The sequence below is a fragment of the Streptomyces spinoverrucosus genome (assembly GCF_015712165.1).
Classification (GTDB): domain Bacteria; phylum Actinomycetota; class Actinomycetes; order Streptomycetales; family Streptomycetaceae; genus Streptomyces; species Streptomyces spinoverrucosus_A.
This window is the reverse complement of the sequence record NZ_JADPZX010000001.1, coordinates 7292248-7314561: the sequence shown is the minus strand read 5'-3', so window position 1 is coordinate 7314561 and position 22314 is coordinate 7292248. Positions and strand designations below refer to the sequence as shown.

Genomic DNA, 22314 nt, shown 5'->3' with positions numbered 1-22314 from the left:
AACATTACGCCCGATCCCCTGAACTGAAACGGGGTTCGGCAGCACGATTTGGATCATTTTCCGATGAAGCCGCAACAACCGCCGTTCTGACGGGAGCTGCGAGTACCCGCCCCGTGGCCAGCAGAACCAGCAACGACACGGCCCCCGCCGCACTCGGCACGGCGAAGCCCCACAGCGCCCCGCCCGCCTCGACGACCGGACCCGCCAGGCCCGTTCCGAGCGAGTGACCGACCGTGAACGTCGTCACCAGCCACGAGAACGCCTCCGTCACCGTCCCCCGCGGCGCGTGCCGGTCCACGATGACGAAGGCACACGCGATGGCGGGCGCCAGGAACACCCCCGCCAGCGCCGTGAGCGCCACCATGGCGACCACGCCCGGCATCAGCATCAGCGGCAGGTAACACACCGCCAGAAACGCCACCAGGACGCGCAGCCGCCGCTCGGGCATCCCCGGCCACGGCCGCGCGCCGTAGACGACGCCGCCCACGAGCGCCCCCAGACCCAGCGCGGCCAACAGCCACCCGTACACCGTGTCACCGCCGTGCTCGTCCGCGTACGGCACCGAGGCGACCGTGATGGAGCCCAGGGCGATGCCCACGAACAGGAAGGCGGCGAGCAGCACGAGCAGTCCCGGCGAACGCAGCGCCCCCAGCCAGTGCGCCTCGCGCGGCGCCGAGCGCCACGCGCGCGAGGGCGCCGACACGACCACCGACAACGCCCCGAGCACCCCGACGACGTTCAGGACGAGCAGCGCGGCCTGCTCCGACCACAGCGACACGCACAGCGTCACCAGCAGCGGGCCGACCGTGAACATCACCTCCTGCGCCACCGCGTCCATGGCGTACGCCGTGTGCACCTGGTCCTCCCGGCGCAGCACACTCGGCCACAGGGCCCGCAGTCCGCCCTCCAAGGGCGGAGTGAACAGACCGGCGGCCGCCACCGCGGCGTACGCCAGCGGCAGCGGGTCGGTACCGGCGAACGCGAACACCGCCATCGCCAGGGCCGACGCGAACGCGGCGGGCAACTGGACGCGCGGCTGACCGTGCAGGTCCACAAGACGTCCGAGCAGGGGCTGGCCGACGGCGTTCGCGACGCCGTAGACGGCCGCCAGCGCGCCCGCGAGGCTGTAGGTGCCGCCCTCGGCGCGCACGAACAGCACGATCGCGATCGCGGCGGTCGCGTTGGGCAGCCGCCCGATCAGCGTGCCGGCCAGCAGCCTCGCGGCGTGTTTCGCTCTGAGGATCTCCAGGTATCCCGCGGCCACGTCCCCGCCCTCCGGCCTAGGTTTTACGTATAACGTCCTTCGTCATACGTACCATGAGCGCTGTCCAAGCGTCCAGGCCGGAGCCCGGACCCATGGCCCGACGAAGGAGCAGGCAGAGGTGGCACGAGCCGGCACCCGCCCCACCAGCCGGGACGTCGCCGAGGTCGCCGGGGTCTCCCAGGCCGCCGTCTCGCTGGTGCTGGGCGAGAAGTGGCGCGGCCGCGTCTCGGAGGCAACCGCCGAACGGGTCCGCGAAGCCGCCCGCGACCTCGGCTACCGGCCCAATCTGGCCGCCCGCAACCTGCGCCTCGGCCGCACCCGCACCGTGCTGCTGGTGGTCCCCGCACTCACCACCGAGTTCTTCGCGGGCGTCTACACCGGCGCCGCCCGCGTCGCCGCCGAACACGGCTTCGGCGTCGTCCTCTACCCCTCGCCCGAGGGCATCGGTCCCGCCCGAGACCCCTTCGCGTCCGCCCAGGCCGCGCTGGACGGCGTCATCGCCTCCTCGATGGCCGCCGACGCCCTCACCGCCATCCGTGGCGACCAGCTGCCCCTGGTGATGCTCGACAGCGACCCGGCGGGCAGCCTGGGCGCCGCCACGGTCAACCTCGACATCGCCGACGGCGTCCGCCAGGTCACCGAGCACCTGCTGGGCCTCGGCCACCGCCGCTTCCTGCACCTGGCGGCAGACGTGCCGTCGTGGACCTTCGAAGTACGCGCCCGCGAGCTCGCCACGCGCGTGGGCGCCGTCCCCGGGACGACCGTGCACACGGCCCGCGCGCCCATCTCCATCGGCGGCGCCCTGACCGCCGCCGAAAGCGCGCTCCGCGGCCATCGCGTCACCGCGGTCGTCTGCGACGACGACAAACTGGCGGCCGGCGCCTACAAGGCCGTCCGGCGGCTCGGCCTGCGCATCCCCGACGACATCTCCGTCACCGGCCTCGACGACCTCGCCCTGGCCACCGCGATCGACCCGGAGCTGACGACCGTACGCCTGGACGCCGAGCTGTTCGGCGAACGCGGCATGCGGGCCCTCCTGGCGGTCCTGGAGGGCCGGGAACCCGATCGCGGTGACATCCCGGTCGAGCTGGTCGTCCGAGGCTCCACAGCGCCGCCACCGGCGCCCTGAACGACGGATGCCCCGGCCGTCGACGACCGGGGCATCCGAAGCGGGATGAGGTGGGGCCTACTCCTCCTCGGCGGACTCGTCCTCGGCGTCCGTCGCGGAGGCCGCGCCCTCCCCCTCCAACAGCCGGGCGAGCTGCCGGCCGGTGATGCGCTTGAACTTGCGCTTCTGCGGACGCGTCCGGTCCAGCACCGCCACCTCCAGGCGCTCGGCGGGAATCTCCCGCTGGCTGCCGTTGGTGTCGCGGGACAGGGCCTGCACGGCCAGGTTCAGCGCCTCGGCGAGGGTCATGCCGTCCTGGTGGCGCTGGTCCAGGTAGCTGCTGATCTGCTCGGCGTTGCCCCCGACCGCGACCGAGCCGTGCTCGTCCACGATCGAACCGTCGTGCGGCAGCCGGTAGATCTGGTCGCCCTCCGGTGTCTCCCCCACCTCGGCGACGACCAGCTCCACCTCGTACGGCTTCTCGGCCGCGCTGGAGAAGATCGTGCCCAGCGTCTGCGCGTAGACGTTGGCGAGGCCGCGGGCGGTCACGTCGTCACGGTCGTAGGTGTAACCCCGCAGGTCGGCGTAGCGGACGCCGCCGATGCGGAGGTTCTCGTACTCGTTGTACTTGCCGGCGGCGGCGAAGCCGATCCGGTCGTAGATCTCGCTGAACTTGTGCAGCGCGCGGGACGGGTTCTCACCGACGAACACGATGCCGTCGGCGTACTGCAGCACGACCAGGCTGCGGCCCCGGGCGATGCCCTTGCGGGCGTACTCCGCCCGGTCGGCCATGGCCTGCTGAGGTGAGACATAGAACGGCGTCGACACCGGTTATCCGTCCCTTTCTGTCGAAGTCACTGGATCACCCTGGAACAACAACGGCCGCCGGCTACAGCAGCGCGGCCCGCGGGCCGTCGGGCTGCTCCAGCCGCCGTTCGAGGATCGAGCGGGCGATCTCGGAGGCCTCGTCGTCGGTGAGCCGGCGGAAGCCGTCCTCGGTGATCACGGTGACGATCGGGTAGATCCGGCGGGCGACATCGGGACCACCGGTCGCCGAGTCGTCGTCTGCCGCGTCGTACAGGGCCTGGACCACGAGTGTGGTGGCCTGGTCCTCGGTCAGGTCCTCACGGAAGAGCTTCTTCATGGCGCCGCGCGCGAAGATCGAGCCGGAGCCGGTGGCCGCGAAGCCCTGCTCCTCGGAACGGCCACCCGTCACGTCGTAGGAGAAGATGCGGCCCTTGTCGCGGTCCAGGTCAAAACCGGCGAACAACGGCACCACGGCCAGGCCCTGCATGGCCATGCCGAGGTTGGAGCGGATCATCGTCGACAGCCGGTTCGCCTTGCCCTCCAGGGACAGCTGGGCGCCCTCGACCTTCTCGAAGTGCTCCAGCTCCAGCTGGAAAAGCTTGACCATCTCGACGGCCAGACCGGCGGTGCCGGCGATGCCGACGGCCGAGTACTCGTCCGCCGGGAAGACCTTCTCGATGTCCCGCTGCGCGATGACGTTGCCCATGGTGGCCCGGCGGTCACCGGCGAGCACCACGCCGCCCGGGAACGTCACGGCCACGATCGTGGTGCCGTGCGGCGCCTCGACCACGCCCTGGGTGGGCGGCAGTTGCCGGTTGCCGGGCAGCAGCTCTGGCTGGTGCTCGCCCAGGAAGTCCATGAAGGAGGAGGACCCAGGCGTCAGGAAGGCAGCTGGTAGACGCCCGGTGCTACGAGTGTTGGCTTCCACGCGTTTCCTTCCAGGTAGTCGGCAGCTCGGTACGCAGCTTCGGGATCGTCCCTCAACAGGCCGAGGCCGGAATCGCAGTTGAAGCAAGGTACGCCACGGACCCTACCCGTCTCATGGCAGTGATCCACATGAACGGCGGAAGCCTTCGGGCAGATCCCGCGTCAGGTGCCGGAGAAGGCTGCGCGCGGCTCGGACTCACCGCACCGCGCGCAGCGCTTCAACAGCTCGGCCCCGGACACCCACACCCCCGCCGACCTTCGATTCGCAGGTAGAACGAGCCTACTGCCCGCCCTTTTGCACGAAGGAGCGCACGAAGTCCTCGGCGTTCTCCTCAAGGACGTCGTCGATCTCGTCCAGAACCGAGTCCACGTCGTCGCTCAGCTTCTCGTGCCGCTCCTTGAGGTCCTCCGCGGCCTGCGTTTCCGCAGCCTGCTCCTCGACCTCCTCGGTCGACCGGGTGGCCTTCTGCTGTCCGCCGCCGGTGTCCTTGGTCGCCATCACCCTCACCCCGCTCGGTTCGCCCGACACAGTTGCTCGGTCAAGATCAGACCCTACTCGCCGGGTCTGACAATGGCCCCGCAGTTTCTCCAACGTACGGGGGCCACCTCGATGATTCCCGGGCGCCGGGATTTCCACCCTGTGCGCCCGGCCCCGCCCGAGTACCCGCTCAGCCGCCGCTGAGGACCCTGACCAGGTCTTCCGCGGTACGGCAGCGGTCCAGGAGCTCCTTGACGTGATTACGCGTTCCGCGAAGCGGTTCCAGGGTTGGGACGCGCTGGAGCGAGTCCCGGCCCGGGAGGTCGAAGATCACGGAGTCCCAGGAGGCCGCCGCCACGTCGTCGGCGTACTGCTCCAGGCAGCGCCCGCGGAAGTACGCGCGCGTGTCCTCCGGCGGCTTGGACTTCGCCCGCTCGACGTCCTGCTCGGTCAGCAGCCGCTTCATCCGGCCGCGCGAGACCAGGCGGTTGTACAGGCCCTTCTCGGGGCGTACGTCGGCGTACTGGAGGTCTACCAGGTGCAGCCGGGCGGCGTCCCAGTCGAGGCCGTCGCGGCGCCGGTAGCCCTCCATCAGCTCGCGCTTGGCGACCCAGTCCAGCTCGCCGGCCAGGCTCATCGGGTCGTGCTCCAGCCGGTTGAGGGTGTCCTCCCAGCGCTGCAGGACGTCCTTGGTCTGCGCGTCGGCGTCTGCCCCGAAGCGCTCCTCGACGTACTTGCGGGACAGCTCGTAGTACTCCATCTGCAACTGGACCGCGGTGAGGGTCCGGCCGCTGCGGAGCGTGACGAGGCGCTTGAGTGAGGGGTCGTGCGAGACCTGGTGCAGGGTGCGGACCGGCTGGTCCACCGCCAGGTCCACCGCGATGAAGCCGTCCTCGATCATGGACAGGACCAGCGAGGTCGTGCCCAGCTTGAGGTACGTGGAGATCTCGGAGAGGTTCGCGTCGCCGATGATCACGTGCAGTCGGCGGTACTTCTCGGCGTCGGCGTGCGGCTCGTCGCGAGTGTTGATGATCGGGCGCTTCAGCGTCGTCTCCAGGCCCACCTCGACCTCGAAGTAGTCCGCGCGCTGGCTGAGCTGGAAGCCGTGCTCGTGCCCGTCCTGGCCGATGCCGACGCGGCCCGCTCCGGCGAAGACCTGTCGGGAGACGAAGAACGGCGTCAGGTGGCGCACGATGTCCGAGAAGGGGGTCTCCCGCTTCATCAGGTAGTTCTCGTGCGTGCCGTAGGAGGCGCCCTTGTTGTCGGTGTTGTTCTTGTAGAGGTGGATCGGCTGGGCGCCCGGCAGCTGGGCGGCCCGCTCGGCGGCCTCGGCCATGATCCGCTCGCCGGCCTTGTCCCACAGGACGGCGTCGCGGGGGTTGGTCACCTCGGGGGCGCTGTACTCGGGGTGGGCATGGTCGACGTAGAGACGGGCGCCGTTGGTCAGGATGACGTTGGCGAGGCCGATGTCCTCGTCGGTGAGCTGGCTGGCGTCGGCGGCCTCACGGGCGAGGTCGAAGCCTCGGGCGTCCCGCAGGGGGTTCTCCTCCTCGAAGTCCCAGCGGGCCCGGCGGGCCCGGTGCATCGCCGCCGCGTAGGCGTTGACGATCTGGGACGAGGTGAGCATGGCATTGGCGTTCGGGTGGCCGGGGACGGAGATCCCGTACTCCGTCTCGATGCCCATTACTCGCCGTACGGTCATGCGGCCCTCCTTGCCCGGCGAAGCCCTCGGTCGTGGGCCCCGCTCAGATACCGCCGGCGCTCGGTTGCGTGTGCGGTGCCCGTCCCCGCACTGCGCGACTCGGCGGTACGGAAGAGCCTAGAACGCCTTTGCGCTGGTGGGGAGATCATTTGCGTCATTGCTGTGCTCCAGCCGTGGCCCGAAAAACAGTCGGCTGCGGGTACCCGCTGAGGGCACCCGCAGCCGCCCTGCCTTTTACAGGTACTGACCGGTGTTCGCCACCGTGTCGATGGAGCGTCCGGTGTCCGCGCCCTGCTTTCCGGTGATGAGCGTACGGATGTAAACGATCCGTTCGCCCTTCTTGCCGGAGATGCGAGCCCAGTCGTCCGGGTTGGTGGTGTTGGGCAGGTCCTCGTTCTCCTTGAACTCGTCCACGCAGGCCTGGAGGAGGTGGGAGACGCGCAGGCCCTTCTGGTTGTGCTCCAGGAAGTCCTTGATCGCCATCTTCTTGGCGCGTCCGACGATGTTCTCGATCATGGCGCCGGAATTGAAGTCCTTGAAGTAGAGGACTTCCTTGTCACCATTGGCGTAGGTCACCTCAAGGAAGCGGTTCTCCTCCGATTCGGTGTACATGTGTTCCACAGCGGTCTGGATCATGCTCTGGACCGTCATGCCCTTGTCGCCGCCGTGCTCGGTGACGTCGTCGGTGTGCAGCGGCAGGCGCTCGGTGAGGTACTTGCCGAAGATGTCCTTGGCCGCCTCGGCGTCCGGACGCTCGATCTTGATCTTCACATCGAGCCGGCCGGGCCGCAGGATCGCGGGGTCGATCATGTCCTCACGGTTGGAGGCGCCGATCACGACCACGTTCTGCAGGCCTTCCACGCCGTCGATCTCGGCGAGCAGCTGCGGAACGATGGTGTTCTCCACGTCCGAGCTGACGCCGGAGCCGCGGGTGCGGAAGAGGGACTCCATCTCGTCGAAGAAGACGATGACGGGGGTGCCCTCGCTGGCCTTCTCCCGGGCCCGCTGGAAGACGAGGCGGATCTGCCGCTCCGTCTCACCGACGTACTTGTTCAGCAGCTCGGGGCCCTTGATGTTGAGGAAGAAGCTCTTGCCGGCGGCCTGGCCGGTGACCTCGGCGACCTTCTTGGCCAGCGAGTTGGCGACGGCCTTGGCGATGAGCGTCTTGCCGCATCCGGGCGGACCGTAGAGCAGGACGCCCTTGGGCGGGCGCAGTTCGTGCTCCTTGAACAGGTCCGGGTAGAGGTACGGGAGCTCGACGGCGTCCCGGATGGCCTCGATCTGGTTGCCGAGGCCGCCGATGGCCTCGTAGCCGATGTCGGGGACCTCTTCGAGGACGAGTTCCTCGACCTCGCTCTTGGGCACGACCTCGTAGACGTAGCCGGAGCGGGGTTCGAGCAGGAGGGCGTCGCCGGGGCGGATGGTGACGTCCAGCAGCGGCTCGGCGAGCCGTACCACCCGTTCCTCGTCGGTGTGCCCGAGCACCAGGGCGCGCTCGCCGTCCTCCAGGATCTCCTTGAGGGTGACGATGTCCCCGACGCGCTCGAACTCCATGGCCTCGACCACGTTGAGCGCTTCGTTGAGCATTACTTCCTGGCCGCGCCGCAGGTCCTCGAGTTCGACACTGGGGCTGACGTTCACGCGGAGCTTGCGGCCTCCGGTGAAGATGTCGGCGGTGCCGTCCTCGTTCGCCTGCAGGAAGACTCCGAAGCCGGCCGGTGGCTGTGCGAGCCGGTCGACCTCTTCCTTGAGGGCCACGATCTGGTCGCGGGCCTCACGGAGCGTGTTGGCGAGTCGCTCGTTCTGTGCGGACACGCCGGCCAGGTTGGTCTGCAGCTCGACGATCCGCTCTTCGAGAATCCTCGTGTGTCGCGGAGAGTCGGCGAGCTTGCGTCGCAGGACGGCGATCTCCTGCTCAAGGTAGGCGATCTGCCCGGCCGGGTCGTCGGACCCGCGTCCCGGGCGGATGCCGCGGTTCATGTCGTCGTCGTGGGCTGCCACGGTCCTCACCTCCTCCAAGGGGAGCTGGACGCTTCCAGACCCTACCTGGGTGGGTGTCGATTGAAACCCCTAGATCACAAAGACTGTCGAGGTGTGTCCGATCTTCACCCTTGCGCTCTCCCTCACGCCAGGGGGATACCCAGCGAACGCGATACGAAAGCGAGCGAAGGTAGGGTCGAAGCGTTCAACACCCGTCAGAGCTGGCCGGATTCCCGTCGGCCGGGCGGACAAACGGCAGGAGAGGTGACCGTGCAGCAGGAGGCCGGAGTCGACGGCGAGGCACTGGAGGTCTGGATCGATCAGGATCTCTGTACCGGCGACGGCATCTGCGCCCAGTACGCGCCCGAGGTGTTCGAGCTGGACATCGACGGCCTGGCCTATGTGAAGAGCACGGACGACGAGTTGTTGCAGGACAGCGGAGCCACAACGCCCGTACCCCTGCCGCTCCTCACGGATGTGATCGACTCGGCGAAGGAGTGTCCGGGCGAGTGCATTCACGTGCGTCGAATTTCGGACAGGGTCGAGGTCTACGGTCCGGACGCAGAGTGACCGGAACTTTACGCCCTGTTACGACTGTCTGATTTCTCACACGCGCCGGTTGCGGGCTTCAGACGCTCCGGGCGTCGGCGGGTGACGAGCGGACGAACGCACCGTTCTTCCACTGCCACTTCGCGTCCTCCTCCACGTCCGGACAGCAGGTCGGGACGTCGGAGGAGGAGTAGCCGAGCAGAGTTGTCAGGACGGCTCCGTCCCGGACGGCGAAGTCACTGACGGTGAACCGGTCCTTGGGGTCGACGAGCGTGGCCACCACTCGGGGTTCGGTCGCGTCGTCGCCCTGAGTGAGGACGTACACGCCGTCGGGTGGCGTGCTGATGCCGGCGTCGCAGTGCACGACGGCGACCGTTTCCGGCCGCCCGTCGCCGTCGAGGTCTCCGGACGCCTTCTGCTCCACCACGGCCTGCACGGGCCCGCATTCGAGGGGGAAGTCGACGCCTTCGGTGGCGGGCGGCGCGGCGGCCGGGCGGAGCTCGCGGCCCGGCGTCTGGGCGGCGGTCGCCGAGTCCGGCTGCAGCAGGGAGGACAGCGCCACGACACCGGCGACAGCCGTCGCGGTGGCGACCCAGTGGATGGGGCGGGTGTGCGTGTGTGCCAGTTCCGGAACGGCGGATTGCTGCACTAGGAGTGTCTCCCGTGAGGGCTGTGCCGGTGGGGGTGGCCAGCATGGTGCCACACGTCACACAGTTGGGGAACGGCGGGGTCGGCCCTTGTGCGGTGGGCATCCGGCGGCACCTGAACGCAGCGGCGCCGTGGCCGAGTTCCCGGTGTTCTGCGGGAACTCGGCCACGGCGCCGTGACGTTGTACGCGGTACGGGGCCGCGCCTCAGCGGCCGGGGCCTCCGTCGGCGTTGGGGCCCGAGTAGTCCTCGCCGTAGGCGCCCTTGGCGGGGCGGCGGCGGCGCATGGGCGGCTCGACGCCGTCGGCGAGACGGCGGGCGGTGAGCAGGAAGCCGGTGTGGCCGATCATCCGGTGGTCCGGGCGGACGGCCAGGCCCTCGATGTGCCAGTTGCGGATCATCGTCTCCCAGGCGGTCGGCTCGTTGAAGCTGCCGATCTCGCGGATGGACTCGACGGTCCGGGCGAGCTGGGTGGTGGTCGCGACGTAGCAGCACAGGATGCCGCCGGGCACGAGCGCCTTGGAGACGGCCTCCAGGCACTCCCAGGGGGCGAGCATGTCGAGGATGACGCGGTCGACGTCGGTGTCGGAGAGGTTGTCCTGGAGGTCGCCGACGGTGAGCTGCCAGGCGGGGTGGGGGCCGCCGAAGTAGCGCTCCACATTCGCCTGCGCGATCTCGGCGAAGTCCTCGCGGCGCTCGTAGGAGTGCAGCATGCCCTGGTCGCCGATGGCCCGCAGCAGGAAGCTGCTGAGCGAGCCGGAGCCGACGCCGGCCTCCACGACGCGCGCGCCGGGGAAGATGTCGGCGAAGGCCAGGATCTGCCCCGCGTCCTTGGGGTAGACGACGGCTGCCCCGCGGGGCATGGACAGGACGTAGTCGGGGAGCAGGGGGCGCAGCGCGAGGTAGGCGACGTTTCCGGTGGTGCGGACAACGCTGCCCTCGGGAGCGCCGATCAGTTCGTCGTGCGGGAAGGAACCCTTGTGGGTGTGGAAGTTCTTCCCGGCCTCGAGCGTGAACGTGTAGTGGCGGCCCTTGGGGTCGGTCAGCTGTACCTGGTCCCCGACCTTGAAGGGCCCGCGCCTGCGGGCGGCACCGGTCGGTTCGGACATGTGACCAGCCTACCGGCGTTTGTGAGGGCCCCGGACCACTAGGAGGGGCGGGCCATCGCCTTCACGAAGGCCCGCTCGACGTCGGCGGCGGACAGGACGCCGTAGATCTCGCCGGTCTCCTCGACCACCAGGTACTCGGTCGCGGGTGTGGCTCGGAGCACCTCCAGGAGGTCCTCGCCGGCCAGTTCGACGGAGACGCGCATGCCGTCGGTGAGCTCCTGGGCGAGACCGCTGACCGCGACCCAGGGGCGGCGGTGTTCCGGTACGCCGACGATGGCGGCCTCGCGGACCAGCGAGACGGGGGTGCCCTCGGCGTCGACGACGACCAGGGCGCGGGCGCCGGCGGCGTTGGCGCGGCGCAGGGCCTCCGAGAGGGGGGTGTCGCTCGGGACGGGGACCGCGCGCCGGGTGAGGGTGCGGGCGCGCAGTTCGGGGAGGTGCTCGCGCAGCCGGGCGACGCGCAGGCTGTTGCCGGCGCCGGTCCAGATGATCGCGGCGAGGATGGCGGCCAGCAGGGCGTCCATGACGGTGTCCATGCCGACGTTGTCCACGGCGTCCCTGCCGAGCGCGCCGGACTGGGTGAGCAGCGGGAGCCCGATCAGGACGGAGACGGCGAGGGCGCGGCCGACCCAGGCGGCGGCGACCGTGCCGCTCATGGGCTTGCCGGTGATCTTCCAGACGACGGCGCGGAGCATGCGGCCGCCGTCGAGGGGGAGGCCGGGCAGGAGGTTGAAGGCGGCCACGATGAGGTTGGAGATCATCAGGCCGGCCAGCAGGACGCCGGGGACCGTGCCGGGCTCGACGGGCTGCATGGCGAGGTAGAAGAGGCCGGCGAGCACGAGGGAGAGCAGCGGGCCGACGAACGCGAGGACGAACTCGCGGCCCGGTGTCTCGGCCTCCTTCTCGATCTCGGAGACCCCGCCGAAGAACTGGAGCTGGATACGGCGGACCGGGAGCTTGTAGCGCAGGGCGGCCACGGTGTGGGCCAGCTCGTGCACCAGCACGGAGGCGTAGAAGGCGACGGCGAAGAAGAGGGAGACCAGGTAGCGGGCGGCGCCCAGCTCGGGCAGCACCCGCTCCAGCTGGCCGCCGAACACCCAGGTGATCAGCGCGGCGACGAGGAACCAGCTGGGGGCGACGTAGACCGGCACACCGAAGATGCGCCCCATCAGCAGCCCGCCGCGCGGCTCCGGGGAGCGCTGCGGGGTGGTGCCCTTGTCGGGGGTGGAGTGGGCGAGGGTGCGGTGGGGCTGGTGGGGGGTCTGCTCGCCGCCGACCCCACTGGCGGGGTCGGGGTCGGAGCCGGTCGCGTCGGCAGGTGTGTGGTCCGGCGTCTGTGTCCCGGCCTCGGGTGGTTCGGCTGACGCCGTGGGTTTCGGCCGGGGCGGGTCCGGGCGTGCGGGGTCCGTGGCCGGGGCCGTACGGCCTGGTTGGTGCCGGTCCGCCTCGTCGGTGCCCGGCCGCGGCTGTCCGCTCCCGCCGCTCTCGTCCACGGTGTCCCCTCGTTCGCAGCGTCTTCCGCCCGCCGGGCGGAAGTTCTCGGGTCGATGGTATGCGTCCGTGGGGACGCGTTCCGCCCCGGCACCCCCTCTGTTTCCCCTGTCGTCGCACCTGTCCCGACCGCGGCTGGGTCACTGTCAGTGGCGGCCCGTATGGTCTGTGGGCATGGACACCAGCACCGAGGGCGCGGCGGAGCCCGACAGCGGCGGCAGGGCCGAGGCGGCGGATCCGGATCCGTCCGCCATGGTCGAGCCTACGACTAAGAGCGCGATGACAGCGGTGACGGCGGCAGCCGAGGCCACCGCCACGACCGCGGTCACCGAGCCCGTCGTCATACCGCCCACGTCGCTCTCGCCCTCACGTGCCGGCGACTTCATGCAGTGCCCCTTGCTGTACCGGTTCCGGGTGATCGACCGGCTGCCCGAGAAGCCGAGCACGGCGGCGACCCGGGGCACCCTGGTGCACTCGGTCCTGGAGCGCCTCTTCGACGCACCCGCGGCGGAGCGCACTGCGCCGCGCGCGAAATCCCTGATCCCGGGCCAGTGGCAGCGGCTGCGCGAGGCCAAGCCGGAGGTCGAGGAGCTGTTCGCCGACGATCCGGAGGGCGAGCGGCTGGCGAGCTGGCTGGCGGAGGCGGAGCGGCTCGTCGAGCGCTGGTTCACGCTGGAGGACCCGAGCCGTCTGGAGCCCGCCGAGCGTGAGCTGTTCGTCGAGGCGGAGCTGGACTCGGGGCTGCGGCTGCGCGGCATCATCGACCGGGTCGACGTGGCACCGACCGGCGAGGTCCGGATCGTCGACTACAAGACGGGCAAGGCACCCCGGCCCGAGTACGCCGAGGGCGCGCTGTTCCAGATGAAGTTCTACGCGCTCGTCGTCTGGCGGCTGAAGAAGGTGGTCCCGCGTCGTCTCCAGCTCGTCTATCTCGGCAGCGGTGACGTACTGACGTACGACCCGGTCCCGGCCGACCTGGAGCGGGTGGAGCGGAAGCTGCTGGCGCTGTGGGAGGCGATCAGCCAGGCCACCGAGACGGGCGACTGGCGGCCCCGGCCGACCAAGCTGTGCGGCTGGTGCGACCACCAGGCGCACTGCCCGGAGTTCGGCGGCACTCCCCCGCCGTATCCGCTGCCGGTGCGCGCAACCGGCAGCGCCGGGGACACCGGGCCCGCGTCCGTGAGGGCGGTCGATTCCGGCGATACGACGCAGGGCAGAATGGGGCCGGACCAGGGCCTGTCGTCCGCATGATGCCGCGGGCGCGGGGCCTGTCACCGCACCTGCCGAGGCGAAGGAGACTCACGTGGCCATCCGCGTCCTACTGGTCGACGACCAGCCGCTGCTGCGTACGGGCTTCCGCATGATCCTGGAGGCCGAGCAGGACATCGCGGTCGTCGGCGAGGCCGGAGACGGCCTCCAGGCACTCGACCAGGTGCGGGCCCTGCAGCCCGACGTGGTGCTGATGGACATCCGCATGCCGCGGATGGACGGCGTGGAGGCGACCCGGCAGATCACCGGACCGGGCCGGGACGGCCCGGCGAAGGTGCTGGTGCTGACCACCTTCGACCTCGACGAGTACGTGGTGGAGGCGCTGAAGGCCGGCGCCAGCGGCTTCCTGCTGAAGGACGCGCCCGCGGGTGAGCTGGTGCAGGCGATCCGGGTGGTGGCGGCCGGCGAGGCGATGCTCGCGCCGAGCATCACGCGCCGCCTGCTCGACAAGTACGCCACGCATCTGCCGTCCGGCGAGGAGCCGGTGCCCGACACCCTGGGCACGCTCACCGAGCGCGAGGTCGAGGTGCTGAAGCTGGTCGCGCGCGGCCTGTCGAACGCCGAGATCGCCGCCGACCTCTTCGTCAGCGAGACGACGGTCAAGACCCACGTGGGACACGTCCTCACCAAACTGGGGCTGCGCGACCGGGTGCAGGCCGCCGTGTACGCGTACGAGAGCGGCCTGGTGCGCCCCGGCGCACAGTGACCCGCCCCTTAGTCGCCCCACCAGTGGTACGACGCCGAGGGCGCCCCTTCCGAAGAAGCGGGCGCCCTCGGCGTCGGCGTATCCGGGGCTCAGCCCTTGCTGATCTCCCAGAACCGGAAGACGGTCGAGGCGTCGAGGCAGTACTCCAGGCCGTAGACCTCCTCGCGGACGACCGCGTACTGCTTGGCCTGCCAGATCGGCAGCATGGGGAGTTCCTCGGCGACGATGTTCTGCAGCTCGCCGTACTCGTCGTCGGTGGCGGCGCGGTCGCTCTGCGCGGCCGTGCGCGGGATGAGCGTGCCGGTGATCGCGCTGTTGCTGTAGTTGTTCTCCAGCACGTTGCCCTCACCGAAGAACGGGGCCGTGAAGTTGTCGGCGTCCGGGTAGTCGGGCACCCAGCCCTTGACGTACACGCCGTACTTGCCGTCGGCGATGTCCTGCTCGTACTGGTCGAAGGGGATGGACTTCACGTCGGCGGCGAACAGGCCGCTGGCGTTGAGCTGGGCCGCTATGGCCTTCAACTCCTCGTCGGTGGCGGGGCCGTAGCGGGCGGGGGTGGACCACAGGGTGAGCTTCACCTTGTCGGTGATGCCGTCGGCGCGCAGCGCGGCCTCGGCCTTGGCCTTGGAGGGGCGGGCGCCGTAGGTGTCGAAGTAGGCGGTGTTGTGGCCCGCGATGCCGGCCGGGATGATCGAGTACAGCGGGGTCGCGGTGCCCTGGTAGACGTCCTCGATGAGGGCGTCGCGGTCGATCAGGTGGGCGATGGCCTGGCGGACGGAGAGCTTTCCGGCGACCGGGTCGTCCATGTTGAAGACCAGGTGCTGGACCTCGGCGCTGCTGCCCTCGATGACCTTGACGCCCGAGTCGGCGTCGGCGTTCTCGATGTCGGCGATGTCGGCCGCGCTCAGGCCTCGGTAGGCGATGTCGATGTCGCCGGCGAGCAGGGCCTTCTTCAGTTCGGCGCGGTCGCCGTTGAAGAACTTCAGGGTGACGCCGGAGTTCTGTACGTCGGCGGTGCCCTTGTAGTTCGTGTTGACCGAGAAGACGGCCTCGTTCTCGGAGAACGAGTCGAGCTTGTAGGGGCCGGAGCCGACCGCCTGGCCGTCCTTGCGCAGCTGGTCGGCGTCGTACTCGCGGTGGTTGACGATGGAGCCCGCGCCGGAGGCGACCTTGCTCGGGAAGGTGGCGTCGGCGACCTTCAGGTTGAACACGACCGTCTTCTCGTCCGGCGTCTGGACCGAGTCGAGCATGGAGAACATGACCGCCGGACCGTCGGCGTCGTTGATCTTCAGCATGCGGTCGAAGGAGAACTTGACGTCCTCGGAGGTGAGCGGGTCACCGTTGCTGAACTTCAGCCCGTCCTTCAGGGTGCACTTGTAGACCCTCGTCGAGGTGTCCGCGAAGCTGCACCCCTGGGCCAGCTCCGGCTGCGGCTCGGTGCCGCCCTTGGGGAAGCTGAGCAGCGACTGGAAGACGTTGTTGAACAACAGCCAGGAGCCGGGGTCGTAGCCGGACGCCGGGTCGGTGGCCAGGACGTCGTCGGACATCCCCATGACCACGTTGGAGCCGTTCTCCCCGGTGTCGCCGGACTCGGAACCGCATCCGGTCAGCAGGCCGGAGGCCAGACCGGCCACGATCGGCAGGACCGGCCACTGGTTGCGAATGTTCACGTGCGTGCCTTACGTCGTTCTCGAAGTTCCCGGGGCCGCCGTCCAGGACCCGGGCGCGTGCTGGGAGTGTCAGCCGCTCACACCGCGGCCGAGCTCCCACAGCTGGAGGGTCGCGGAGGAGTTGAGCGCGTAGGCGACACCGGTGATGTCGTCACGCGCCGCGACGTACTGTTTGCCCTGCCACAGGGGCAGCACGGGTACGTCCTCGGCCACGATGTCCTGAATTCTGTTCAGGGTCTCGGAGGCGGCGAGACGGTCGGCCTCGCGTCGGGACTCCGGGATCAGGGTGTTGCGGATCTCGCTGTTGGCATACGGCGACTTGAGGAAGTTGTCCTTGTCCAGGAACGGGGCGACGAAGCTGTCGGCGTCCGGGAAGTCGGGGAACCAGCCCATCCCGAAGACGTCGTACTCACCGTTGCGTTCGGCCGGGACGAAGGTGTCCCAGGGCGTGCCCTCGATACCGACGTCGAACAGGCCGCTGTCGTTGAGCTGCCCCCGCAGCACCTCGAACTCCTTCTGGGTGGCGGCGCCGTAGTGGTCGGTCGTGTAATGCAGGGTCAGCTTCACCGGGGTGGTGACGCCGGCGTCGGCGAGCAGGGCCTTGGCCTTGGCGACGCTGGGGTCGCCGTACTTGTTGAAGAACGCGTTGGAGTGGCCGGTGACGGAGGCCGGGACGAGCGAGTACAGGGGCTCGGCCTGGGAGCCGTAGACCTCGGAGACGAGTTTTTCGCGGCTGATGAGCTGCGCCATGGCCTGGCGTACGGCCTTGTCCTTCACCGTCGGGGCGTCGGTGTTGAAGGCCAGGTAGCGGATCTCCAGGCCGGGCACGTCGACCAGGTCGACATCGCCGTCGGCGGCGGCCAGCTTGTCGATCTGCTCCGGCGTCATGGTGCGGGTCATCACGTCGATGTCGCCCTCGTCGAGGGCGGCGCCCATGGCTTCGGCGTCCTGGTAGGAGATCATGTCGATCTCCTCGTTGTGCACCTTCAACGCCCCCTGGTAGTGGGGGTTTCTGGTGAAGACGGCCTTGGCCAGCTCGCCGTCCTTCTCCTCCGCCTTGAGCACGTACGGGCCGGAGCCGTCGACCTGGAAGCCGTCGCGCAGCTTGTTCTTCTCGTAGTTGTCGGGGTTCACGATGCCCGCGACCGGGGTCGACAGCTTGTACGGGAAAGTGGCGTCGGCGGTCTTGAGGTGGAAGATGACCTCGTTGTCGCCCTTGGTCTCGACGGTGTCGACGGTGGACAGCAGGGCGAAGACACCGCTGTCCGCCTTGAGGGCGAGGGCCCGGTCGATGGAGAACTTCACGTCGCCCGCGGTGACGGGGTCGCCGTTCGCGAACTTCAGGTCCGGGCGCAGCTTGCAGGCATAGCGCTCGTTGCCGGAGTCGGTGAAGCCACAGCTCTCGGCGGCCTCGGGGACGGGGGCGCCCTCGCCGCGCGGCTGGACCATCAGGGTCTGCACGGTCTGGCGCAGCACGTTCCAGGTGCCGACGTCGTAGGCGTACGCCGGGTCCAGGGGCGCGGGGGCGTCATCGGTGGCAACGAACCGGTCCGTGGTGCCGACGACGATCGGGCTGCCGCCGTCGCCGCTGTCCGACCCGCCGCAAGCTGCGAGCGCGGGTGCCAGCAGACCGACCACCGCCGGCAGCACCAAGGTCTTGCGGTTCATGCTCGGAAATCTCCACAGCTGTCAGGTCCGTGTATCCGGCATGCAGGGGTGGCGCGGCGGATCACGGGGGCGGGGGTGAGGTTCTCGCGATGAGATTAGTGCGCGCCCGTGACGGGGTTCACGGCCACCGGAGTTGAGCGGCCATCACGCTGCGAAACCGGGTGTGGACGCACTGAAAACCCGACAGGGGAAGGATTAGTGCAGCGTCCCATGAATCGGGACACAAAGGCGGGGCAACCGGCCCGTTATGGGGCCGGGCGGCACACATGCGCCACCCTGTCGACCCCTTCCGGAGTGGTGAACGTCACACATTCAACTGGGTGCGAGCCAACCGGAATTCGGCCATCCGCGCGATTCGAATTCCTCGTCGATGAATTGCTGTTCCCGCGCCGCCGCACGGTGCGTGAACGCTCCGCGCATTTGTGTCATCAGTTCAGCAGAGCCCGCAGAAATGCCAGATCGACCACTTCGAGGGAGTCCACCACGGTACGCCGGGCGGCCGGGGCGATCGGGGCCACCGAGGGCACGGCCACCACATGGCAGCCCGCCGCCTCGGCGGCGGCCACGCCGGTCGCGGTGTCCTCGACGACCGCGCATCTGGAGGGGTCCGCGCCCAGTCCGGCGGCGGCGAGCAGGTACGGGTCCGGGTGCGGCTTGGTGCGGGCGACCTCGTCGCCGGCCACGGTCAGGGCGAAGTACTGGGGCCCGAGAGAATCGAGGACGCGGTCGATGATGCGCCGGTGGGAGGCCGAGACCAGGGCCGTGGGAATCTCGTGCGTGGCGAGCTCGGCCAGCAGCCGGGCGGCTCCCGGCATCAGCGGCAGCGCCCGGTCGATCCGGTCCTCGAACCCCTCGTTGAGCAGGACGGTGAGCTCGGCGAGGGTGATGTCGGCGCCGGTGGCCTCGATCAGGAACCCCGCGCTGCGGCTCATCGGGCCGCCGACCACGACATGGCGCCAGGAGTCGTCGAGGGTGTGTCCGAGACCGGCGAAGATCTCGCACTCCACGTCCCACCAGAAACCCTCGGTGTCCACCAGGGTGCCGTCCATGTCGAGGAGCACGGCCTGCAGGGTGGAGCCTTCGGCCGTACGGGTGCCGATTGCGGGGACCGTCGTCGTCATCCGGCGTACCTCCTGGAGGGACGAGCAGGCCGGTTCCCGGGTCGGGAACCGGCCTTCAGTGGACCGACCAGTGTACGACTATTCCGATCAGCTTGCCGTGAGGAGTGTCACGGGGCGTCGTATCGGACGTCACCGAGCGTTGAAGTACTTCGCCTCCGGGTGGTGGATCACGATGGCGTCCGTGGACTGCTCGGGGTGCAGCTGGAACTCCTCGGACAGCTGCACGCCGATCCGCTCCGGCTCCAGGAGGTCGGCGATCTTCGCCCGGTCCTCCAGGTCGGGGCAGGCCCCGTAGCCCAGCGAGAAGCGGGCGCCGCGGTACTTCAGCGCGAACATGTCCTCGATGTCGGCCGGGTCCTCGCCGGCGAAGCCGAGTTCGGCGCGCACGCGCGCGTGCCAGTACTCGGCGAGCGCCTCGGCCAACTGCACGGACAGACCGTGCAGTTCCAGGTAGTCGCGGTAGGAGTCGGACTCGAACAGCCGGGCGGTCTCCTCGCCGATCCGGGAGCCGACGGTGACGACCTGAAGGCCGACGACGTCCGTCTCGCCGGACTCCTCCGGGCGGAAGAAGTCGGCCAGGCACAGCCGGCGGCCGCGGCGCTGGCGCGGGAAGGTGAAGCGGGTGCGCTCGTTGCCCGCGTCGTCGAGGATGATCAGGTCGTCGTCCTTGGAGACGCACGGGAAGTAGCCGTAGACGACGGCCGCCTCCAGCAGGTTCTCCGTCTGGAGCCGGTCCAGCAGCCCGCGCAGCCGGGGCCGGCCCTCGGTCTCGACCAGTTCCTCGTACGACGGTCCCTCACCGGTGCGGGCCTGCTTCAGGCCCCACTGGCCCTTGAACAGCGCGCCCTCGTCCAGCCAGGAGGCGTACTCCTTGAGCTGGATGCCCTTGATGACCCGGGTGCCCCAGAACGGCGGCTCGGGGATCGGGTTGTCGGTGGCGACGTCGGAGCGGACGTGGCCCTCCTCCGGGCGCTCCTCGACCTCGACGGTGGCCGCCCGCACCCGGCGTTGCCTGAGCTCCGGCAGCTTCGCCCCCGGCACGCCCCGCTTGACGCCGATCAGCGCGTCCATCAGGCGCAGGCCCTCGAACGCGTCCCGGGCGTAGCGGACCTCGCCCTCGTAGATCTCGTGCAGGTCCTGCTCGACGTATGCCCTGGTGAGCGCGGCGCCGCCGAGGATGACCGGGTAGCTGGCGGCCAGGCCCCGGGCGTTGAGCTCCTCCAGGTTCTCCTTCATGATCACCGTGGACTTCACCAGGAGGCCGGACATGCCGATGACATCGGCCCGGTGCTCCTCGGCGGCTTCCAGGATGGCGGAGACGGGCTGCTTGATGCCCAGGTTGACGACGTTGTAGCCGTTGTTGGACAGGATGATGTCGACCAGGTTCTTGCCGATGTCGTGCACGTCGCCGCGCACGGTGGCCAGCACGATCGTGCCCTTGCCGTCGTCGTCCGTCTTCTCCATGTGCGGTTCGAGGTAGGCGACGGCGGCCTTCATCACCTCGGCGGACTGGAGCACGAACGGCAGCTGCATCTGGCCGGAGCCGAACAGCTCGCCGACGACCTTCATGCCCTCCAGGAGGGTGTCGTTGACGATGTCCAGGGCGGGACGGTCCTGGAGGGCCTCGTCCAGGTCCTGTTCCAGGCCGTTGCGCTCGCCGTCGATGATGCGCCGCTGCAGGCGCTCCTCCAGGGGCAGCGCGGCCAGTTCCTCGGCCTTGCCCGCCTTCAGCGACTTCGCCGTGGCGCCCTCGAACAGCTGCATGAGCTTCTGCAGCGGGTCGTAGCCCTCGCGGCGGCGGTCGTAGATGAGGTCGAGGGCGGTGTTCACCTGCTCCTCGTCGAAGCGGGCGATCGGCAGGATCTTCGACGCGTGCACGATCGCCGAGTCCAGGCCCGCCTTGACGCACTCGTCGAGGAAGACGGAGTTGAGCAGGATGCGGGCGGCCGGGTTCAGGCCGAAGGAGATGTTCGACAGGCCGAGCGTGGTCTGCACGTCCGGGTGACGGCGCTTCAGCTCGCGGATCGCCTCGATGGTGGCGATGCCGTCCTTTCGGGACTCCTCCTGGCCGGTGCAGATCGTGAAGGTGAGGCAGTCGATGAGGATGTCCTCCTCGCGGATGCCCCAGTTGCCGGTCAGGTCGTCGATGAGCCGTTCGGCGATCTCGACCTTCTTCTCGGCCGTGCGGGCCTGGCCCTCCTCGTCGATGGTGAGGGCGATCAGCGCGGCGCCGTGCTCCTGGGCCAGCTCGGTGACCTTGGCGAAGCGGGACTCGGGGCCGTCGCCGTCCTCGTAGTTGACGGAGTTGATCACCGCGCGGCCGCCGAGCTTCTCCAGGCCTGCCCGGATGACGTCGACCTCGGTGGAGTCCAGGACGATCGGCAGCGTGGAGGCGGTGGCGAAGCGGCCGGCCAGTTCCTTCATGTCGGCGACGCCGTCCCGGCCGACGTAGTCCACGCACAGGTCGAGCAGGTGCGCCCCCTCGCGGATCTGCTCGCGGGCCATCTCCACGCAGTCGTCCCAGCGGCCGGCCAGCATGGCCTCGCGGAACTTCTTCGAGCCGTTGGCGTTGGTGCGCTCGCCGATCGCCAGGTACGAGGTGTCCTGGCGGAACGGCACCGACTGGTACAGGGAGGCGGCGCCCGGCTCCGGGCGCGGGGCGCGCTCGGTCGGGGTGAGGTCGCGGACCCGCTCGACGACCTGGCGCAGGTGCTCCGGCGTCGTACCGCAGCAGCCGCCGACCAGGGAGAGTCCGTAGTCGCGGACGAAGTTCTCCTGGGCGTCGGCCAGTTCCGGCGCGGTCAGCGGGTAGTGGGCGCCGGCCGCGGTCAGTACGGGCAGACCGGCGTTCGGCATGCACGACAGCCGGATACGGGAGTGGCGGGCCAGGAAGCGCAGGTGCTCGCTCATCTCGGCGGGGCCGGTCGCGCAGTTCAGGCCGATCATGTCGATGCCGAGCGGCTCCAGCGCGGTCAGCGCGGCGCCGATCTCGGAGCCGAGGAGCATGGTGCCGGTGGTCTCCACGGTCACCGAGACGATCAGCGGTACGTCGTACCCGGCCGTCTCCATCGCCCGGCGGGCGGCGACGACCGAGGCCTTGGTCTGGAGCAGGTCCTGGGTGGTCTCCACGAGCAGCGCGTCGGCGCCGCCCGCGAGCAGGCCCTCGGCGTTCTGCTGGTACGCGTCGCGGATCGCGCCGAAGGTGGTGTGGCCGAGGGTCGGCAGCTTGGTGCCGGGGCCCATGGAGCCCAGCACCCAGCGCTGCTGTCCGGTGCGCCGCGTGTAGTCGTCGGCCGTCTCGCGGGCGATGCGGGCGCCTGCCTCGGACAGCTCGGTGATCCGGTGGGCGATGTCGTACTCGCCGAGGGCGGAGAGGTTCGCGCCGAAGGTGTTGGTCTCCACGCAGTCCACGCCCGCGTCGAAGTACTCGGAGTGCACGGAACGGACGATGTCCGGGCGGGTGACGTTCAGGACCTCGTTGCAGCCCTCGAGGTTCTCGAAGTCCTCGAGCGTGGGGTCCTGCGCCTGGAGCATGGTGCCCATCGCCCCGTCGGCGACGACCACACGGGTGGCGAGCGCGTCACGGAGGGCGGACGCACGGGTCCGGCTGTCGGTGGAAGGGGACTGCGGCGACGAGGCCATTTACGGGGCTCCCTGGAGTGCGACGGCTGTCGGCTTTGCGGCTTCCCCAGGAGGCTCGTCCGGAACGACCGGGGAAGGGCGCACGCGGCCAGGGTAGCCGGGACCGGCCGCCTATGGTCAGGGGCGTCCACGAGGCGGACCGGAGTGGCGTCCAGGTCACTCCTGGGGGACGCCTG

The 22314-nt window shown here is 69.7% G+C and carries 17 protein-coding genes and 1 pseudogene; 4 read left to right on the top strand and 14 right to left on the bottom strand.

Features of this window, described 5'->3' with window-relative positions; genetic code table 11:
* Positions 1-4 precede the first annotated feature (4 nt).
* Positions 5-1264, bottom strand: a complete 1260-nt coding sequence (locus I2W78_RS33205; RefSeq protein WP_196463944.1) for an MFS transporter — start codon at positions 1262-1264, stop codon at positions 5-7.
* 118 nt (positions 1265-1382) lie between these two features.
* Here I2W78_RS33205 and I2W78_RS33200 point away from each other — a divergent pair, with 118 nt between their 5' ends.
* A complete protein-coding gene (locus I2W78_RS33200) occupies positions 1383-2393 on the top strand; it encodes a LacI family DNA-binding transcriptional regulator (protein WP_196463943.1) in 1011 nt (336 codons plus the stop codon).
* A gap of 57 nt (positions 2394-2450) precedes the next feature.
* On the opposite strand, the gene prcA is transcribed toward I2W78_RS33200, so the two are convergent.
* The 6 genes and pseudogenes from prcA to arc all read right to left on the bottom strand — a co-directional run bounded on the left by prcA (position 2451) and on the right by arc (position 8287).
* Positions 2451-3200 (bottom strand): proteasome subunit alpha, encoded by a 750-nt coding sequence (prcA, locus tag I2W78_RS33195; RefSeq protein ID WP_196463942.1) that lies wholly within the window; start codon positions 3198-3200, stop codon positions 2451-2453.
* A gap of 61 nt (positions 3201-3261) precedes the next feature.
* Positions 3262-4107: a proteasome subunit beta gene (gene prcB, locus I2W78_RS33190; protein ID WP_196463941.1), complete on the bottom strand. Its 846-nt coding sequence runs from the start codon at positions 4105-4107 to the stop codon at positions 3262-3264.
* Positions 4059-4262: pseudogene (locus I2W78_RS33185) on the bottom strand (endonuclease domain-containing protein); the annotation flags it as partial. The gene prcB and the pseudogene I2W78_RS33185, both read right to left, overlap by 49 nt.
* A 124-nt stretch (positions 4263-4386) precedes the next feature.
* A complete protein-coding gene (locus tag I2W78_RS33180; RefSeq protein WP_141309446.1) occupies positions 4387-4605 on the bottom strand; it encodes a ubiquitin-like protein Pup in 219 nt (72 codons plus the stop codon).
* Positions 4606-4774: 169 nt separating this feature from the next.
* Positions 4775-6286, bottom strand: coding sequence for a depupylase/deamidase Dop (gene dop / locus I2W78_RS33175; protein ID WP_374222712.1), 1512 nt, complete (start codon positions 6284-6286; stop codon positions 4775-4777).
* A gap of 234 nt (positions 6287-6520) precedes the next feature.
* Entirely contained in the window at positions 6521-8287 is a 1767-nt protein-coding gene (arc, locus tag I2W78_RS33170; protein WP_196463940.1) for a proteasome ATPase, read from the bottom strand.
* A 243-nt stretch (positions 8288-8530) separates the two neighbouring features.
* Here arc and I2W78_RS33165 point away from each other — a divergent pair, with 243 nt between their 5' ends.
* Positions 8531-8836, top strand: coding sequence for a ferredoxin (locus I2W78_RS33165; RefSeq protein ID WP_196463939.1), 306 nt, complete (start codon positions 8531-8533; stop codon positions 8834-8836).
* 58 nt (positions 8837-8894) lie between these two features.
* Here I2W78_RS33165 and I2W78_RS33160 read toward each other — a convergent pair whose 3' ends face one another.
* From I2W78_RS33160 to I2W78_RS33150, 3 genes are all read right to left on the bottom strand, one after another.
* A complete protein-coding gene (locus tag I2W78_RS33160) occupies positions 8895-9464 on the bottom strand; it encodes a hypothetical protein (RefSeq protein WP_196463938.1) in 570 nt (189 codons plus the stop codon).
* A 204-nt stretch (positions 9465-9668) separates the two neighbouring features.
* Entirely contained in the window at positions 9669-10571 is a 903-nt protein-coding gene (locus I2W78_RS33155; RefSeq protein ID WP_196463937.1) for a tRNA (adenine-N1)-methyltransferase, read from the bottom strand.
* A gap of 38 nt (positions 10572-10609) precedes the next feature.
* Positions 10610-12064, bottom strand: a complete 1455-nt coding sequence (locus tag I2W78_RS33150; RefSeq protein WP_196463936.1) for a site-2 protease family protein — start codon at positions 12062-12064, stop codon at positions 10610-10612.
* 172 nt (positions 12065-12236) lie between these two features.
* Between I2W78_RS33150 and I2W78_RS33145 the strand changes: the two genes are divergently transcribed.
* Together I2W78_RS33145 and I2W78_RS33140 are read left to right on the top strand one after the other, a co-directional pair.
* Complete coding sequence (locus I2W78_RS33145; RefSeq protein WP_196463935.1) at positions 12237-13313, top strand: RecB family exonuclease; 1077 nt, start codon at positions 12237-12239, stop codon at positions 13311-13313.
* A 52-nt stretch (positions 13314-13365) separates the two neighbouring features.
* A complete protein-coding gene (locus I2W78_RS33140) occupies positions 13366-14037 on the top strand; it encodes a response regulator (RefSeq protein ID WP_196463934.1) in 672 nt (223 codons plus the stop codon).
* A gap of 89 nt (positions 14038-14126) precedes the next feature.
* Here I2W78_RS33140 and I2W78_RS33135 read toward each other — a convergent pair whose 3' ends face one another.
* The 4 genes from I2W78_RS33135 to metH form a co-directional block, all read right to left on the bottom strand.
* Complete coding sequence (locus tag I2W78_RS33135) at positions 14127-15707, bottom strand: ABC transporter substrate-binding protein (RefSeq protein ID WP_196463933.1); 1581 nt, start codon at positions 15705-15707, stop codon at positions 14127-14129.
* Between the two features lie 69 nt (positions 15708-15776).
* Positions 15777-17375 (bottom strand): ABC transporter substrate-binding protein, encoded by a 1599-nt coding sequence (locus I2W78_RS33130; RefSeq protein ID WP_196463932.1) that lies wholly within the window; start codon positions 17373-17375, stop codon positions 15777-15779.
* A gap of 428 nt (positions 17376-17803) precedes the next feature.
* Positions 17804-18496, bottom strand: coding sequence for an HAD family hydrolase (locus I2W78_RS33125; protein WP_196463931.1), 693 nt, complete (start codon positions 18494-18496; stop codon positions 17804-17806).
* Positions 18497-18625: 129 nt separating this feature from the next.
* Complete coding sequence (gene metH, locus I2W78_RS33120) at positions 18626-22138, bottom strand: methionine synthase (protein WP_196463930.1); 3513 nt, start codon at positions 22136-22138, stop codon at positions 18626-18628.
* Positions 22139-22314 lie beyond the last annotated feature (176 nt).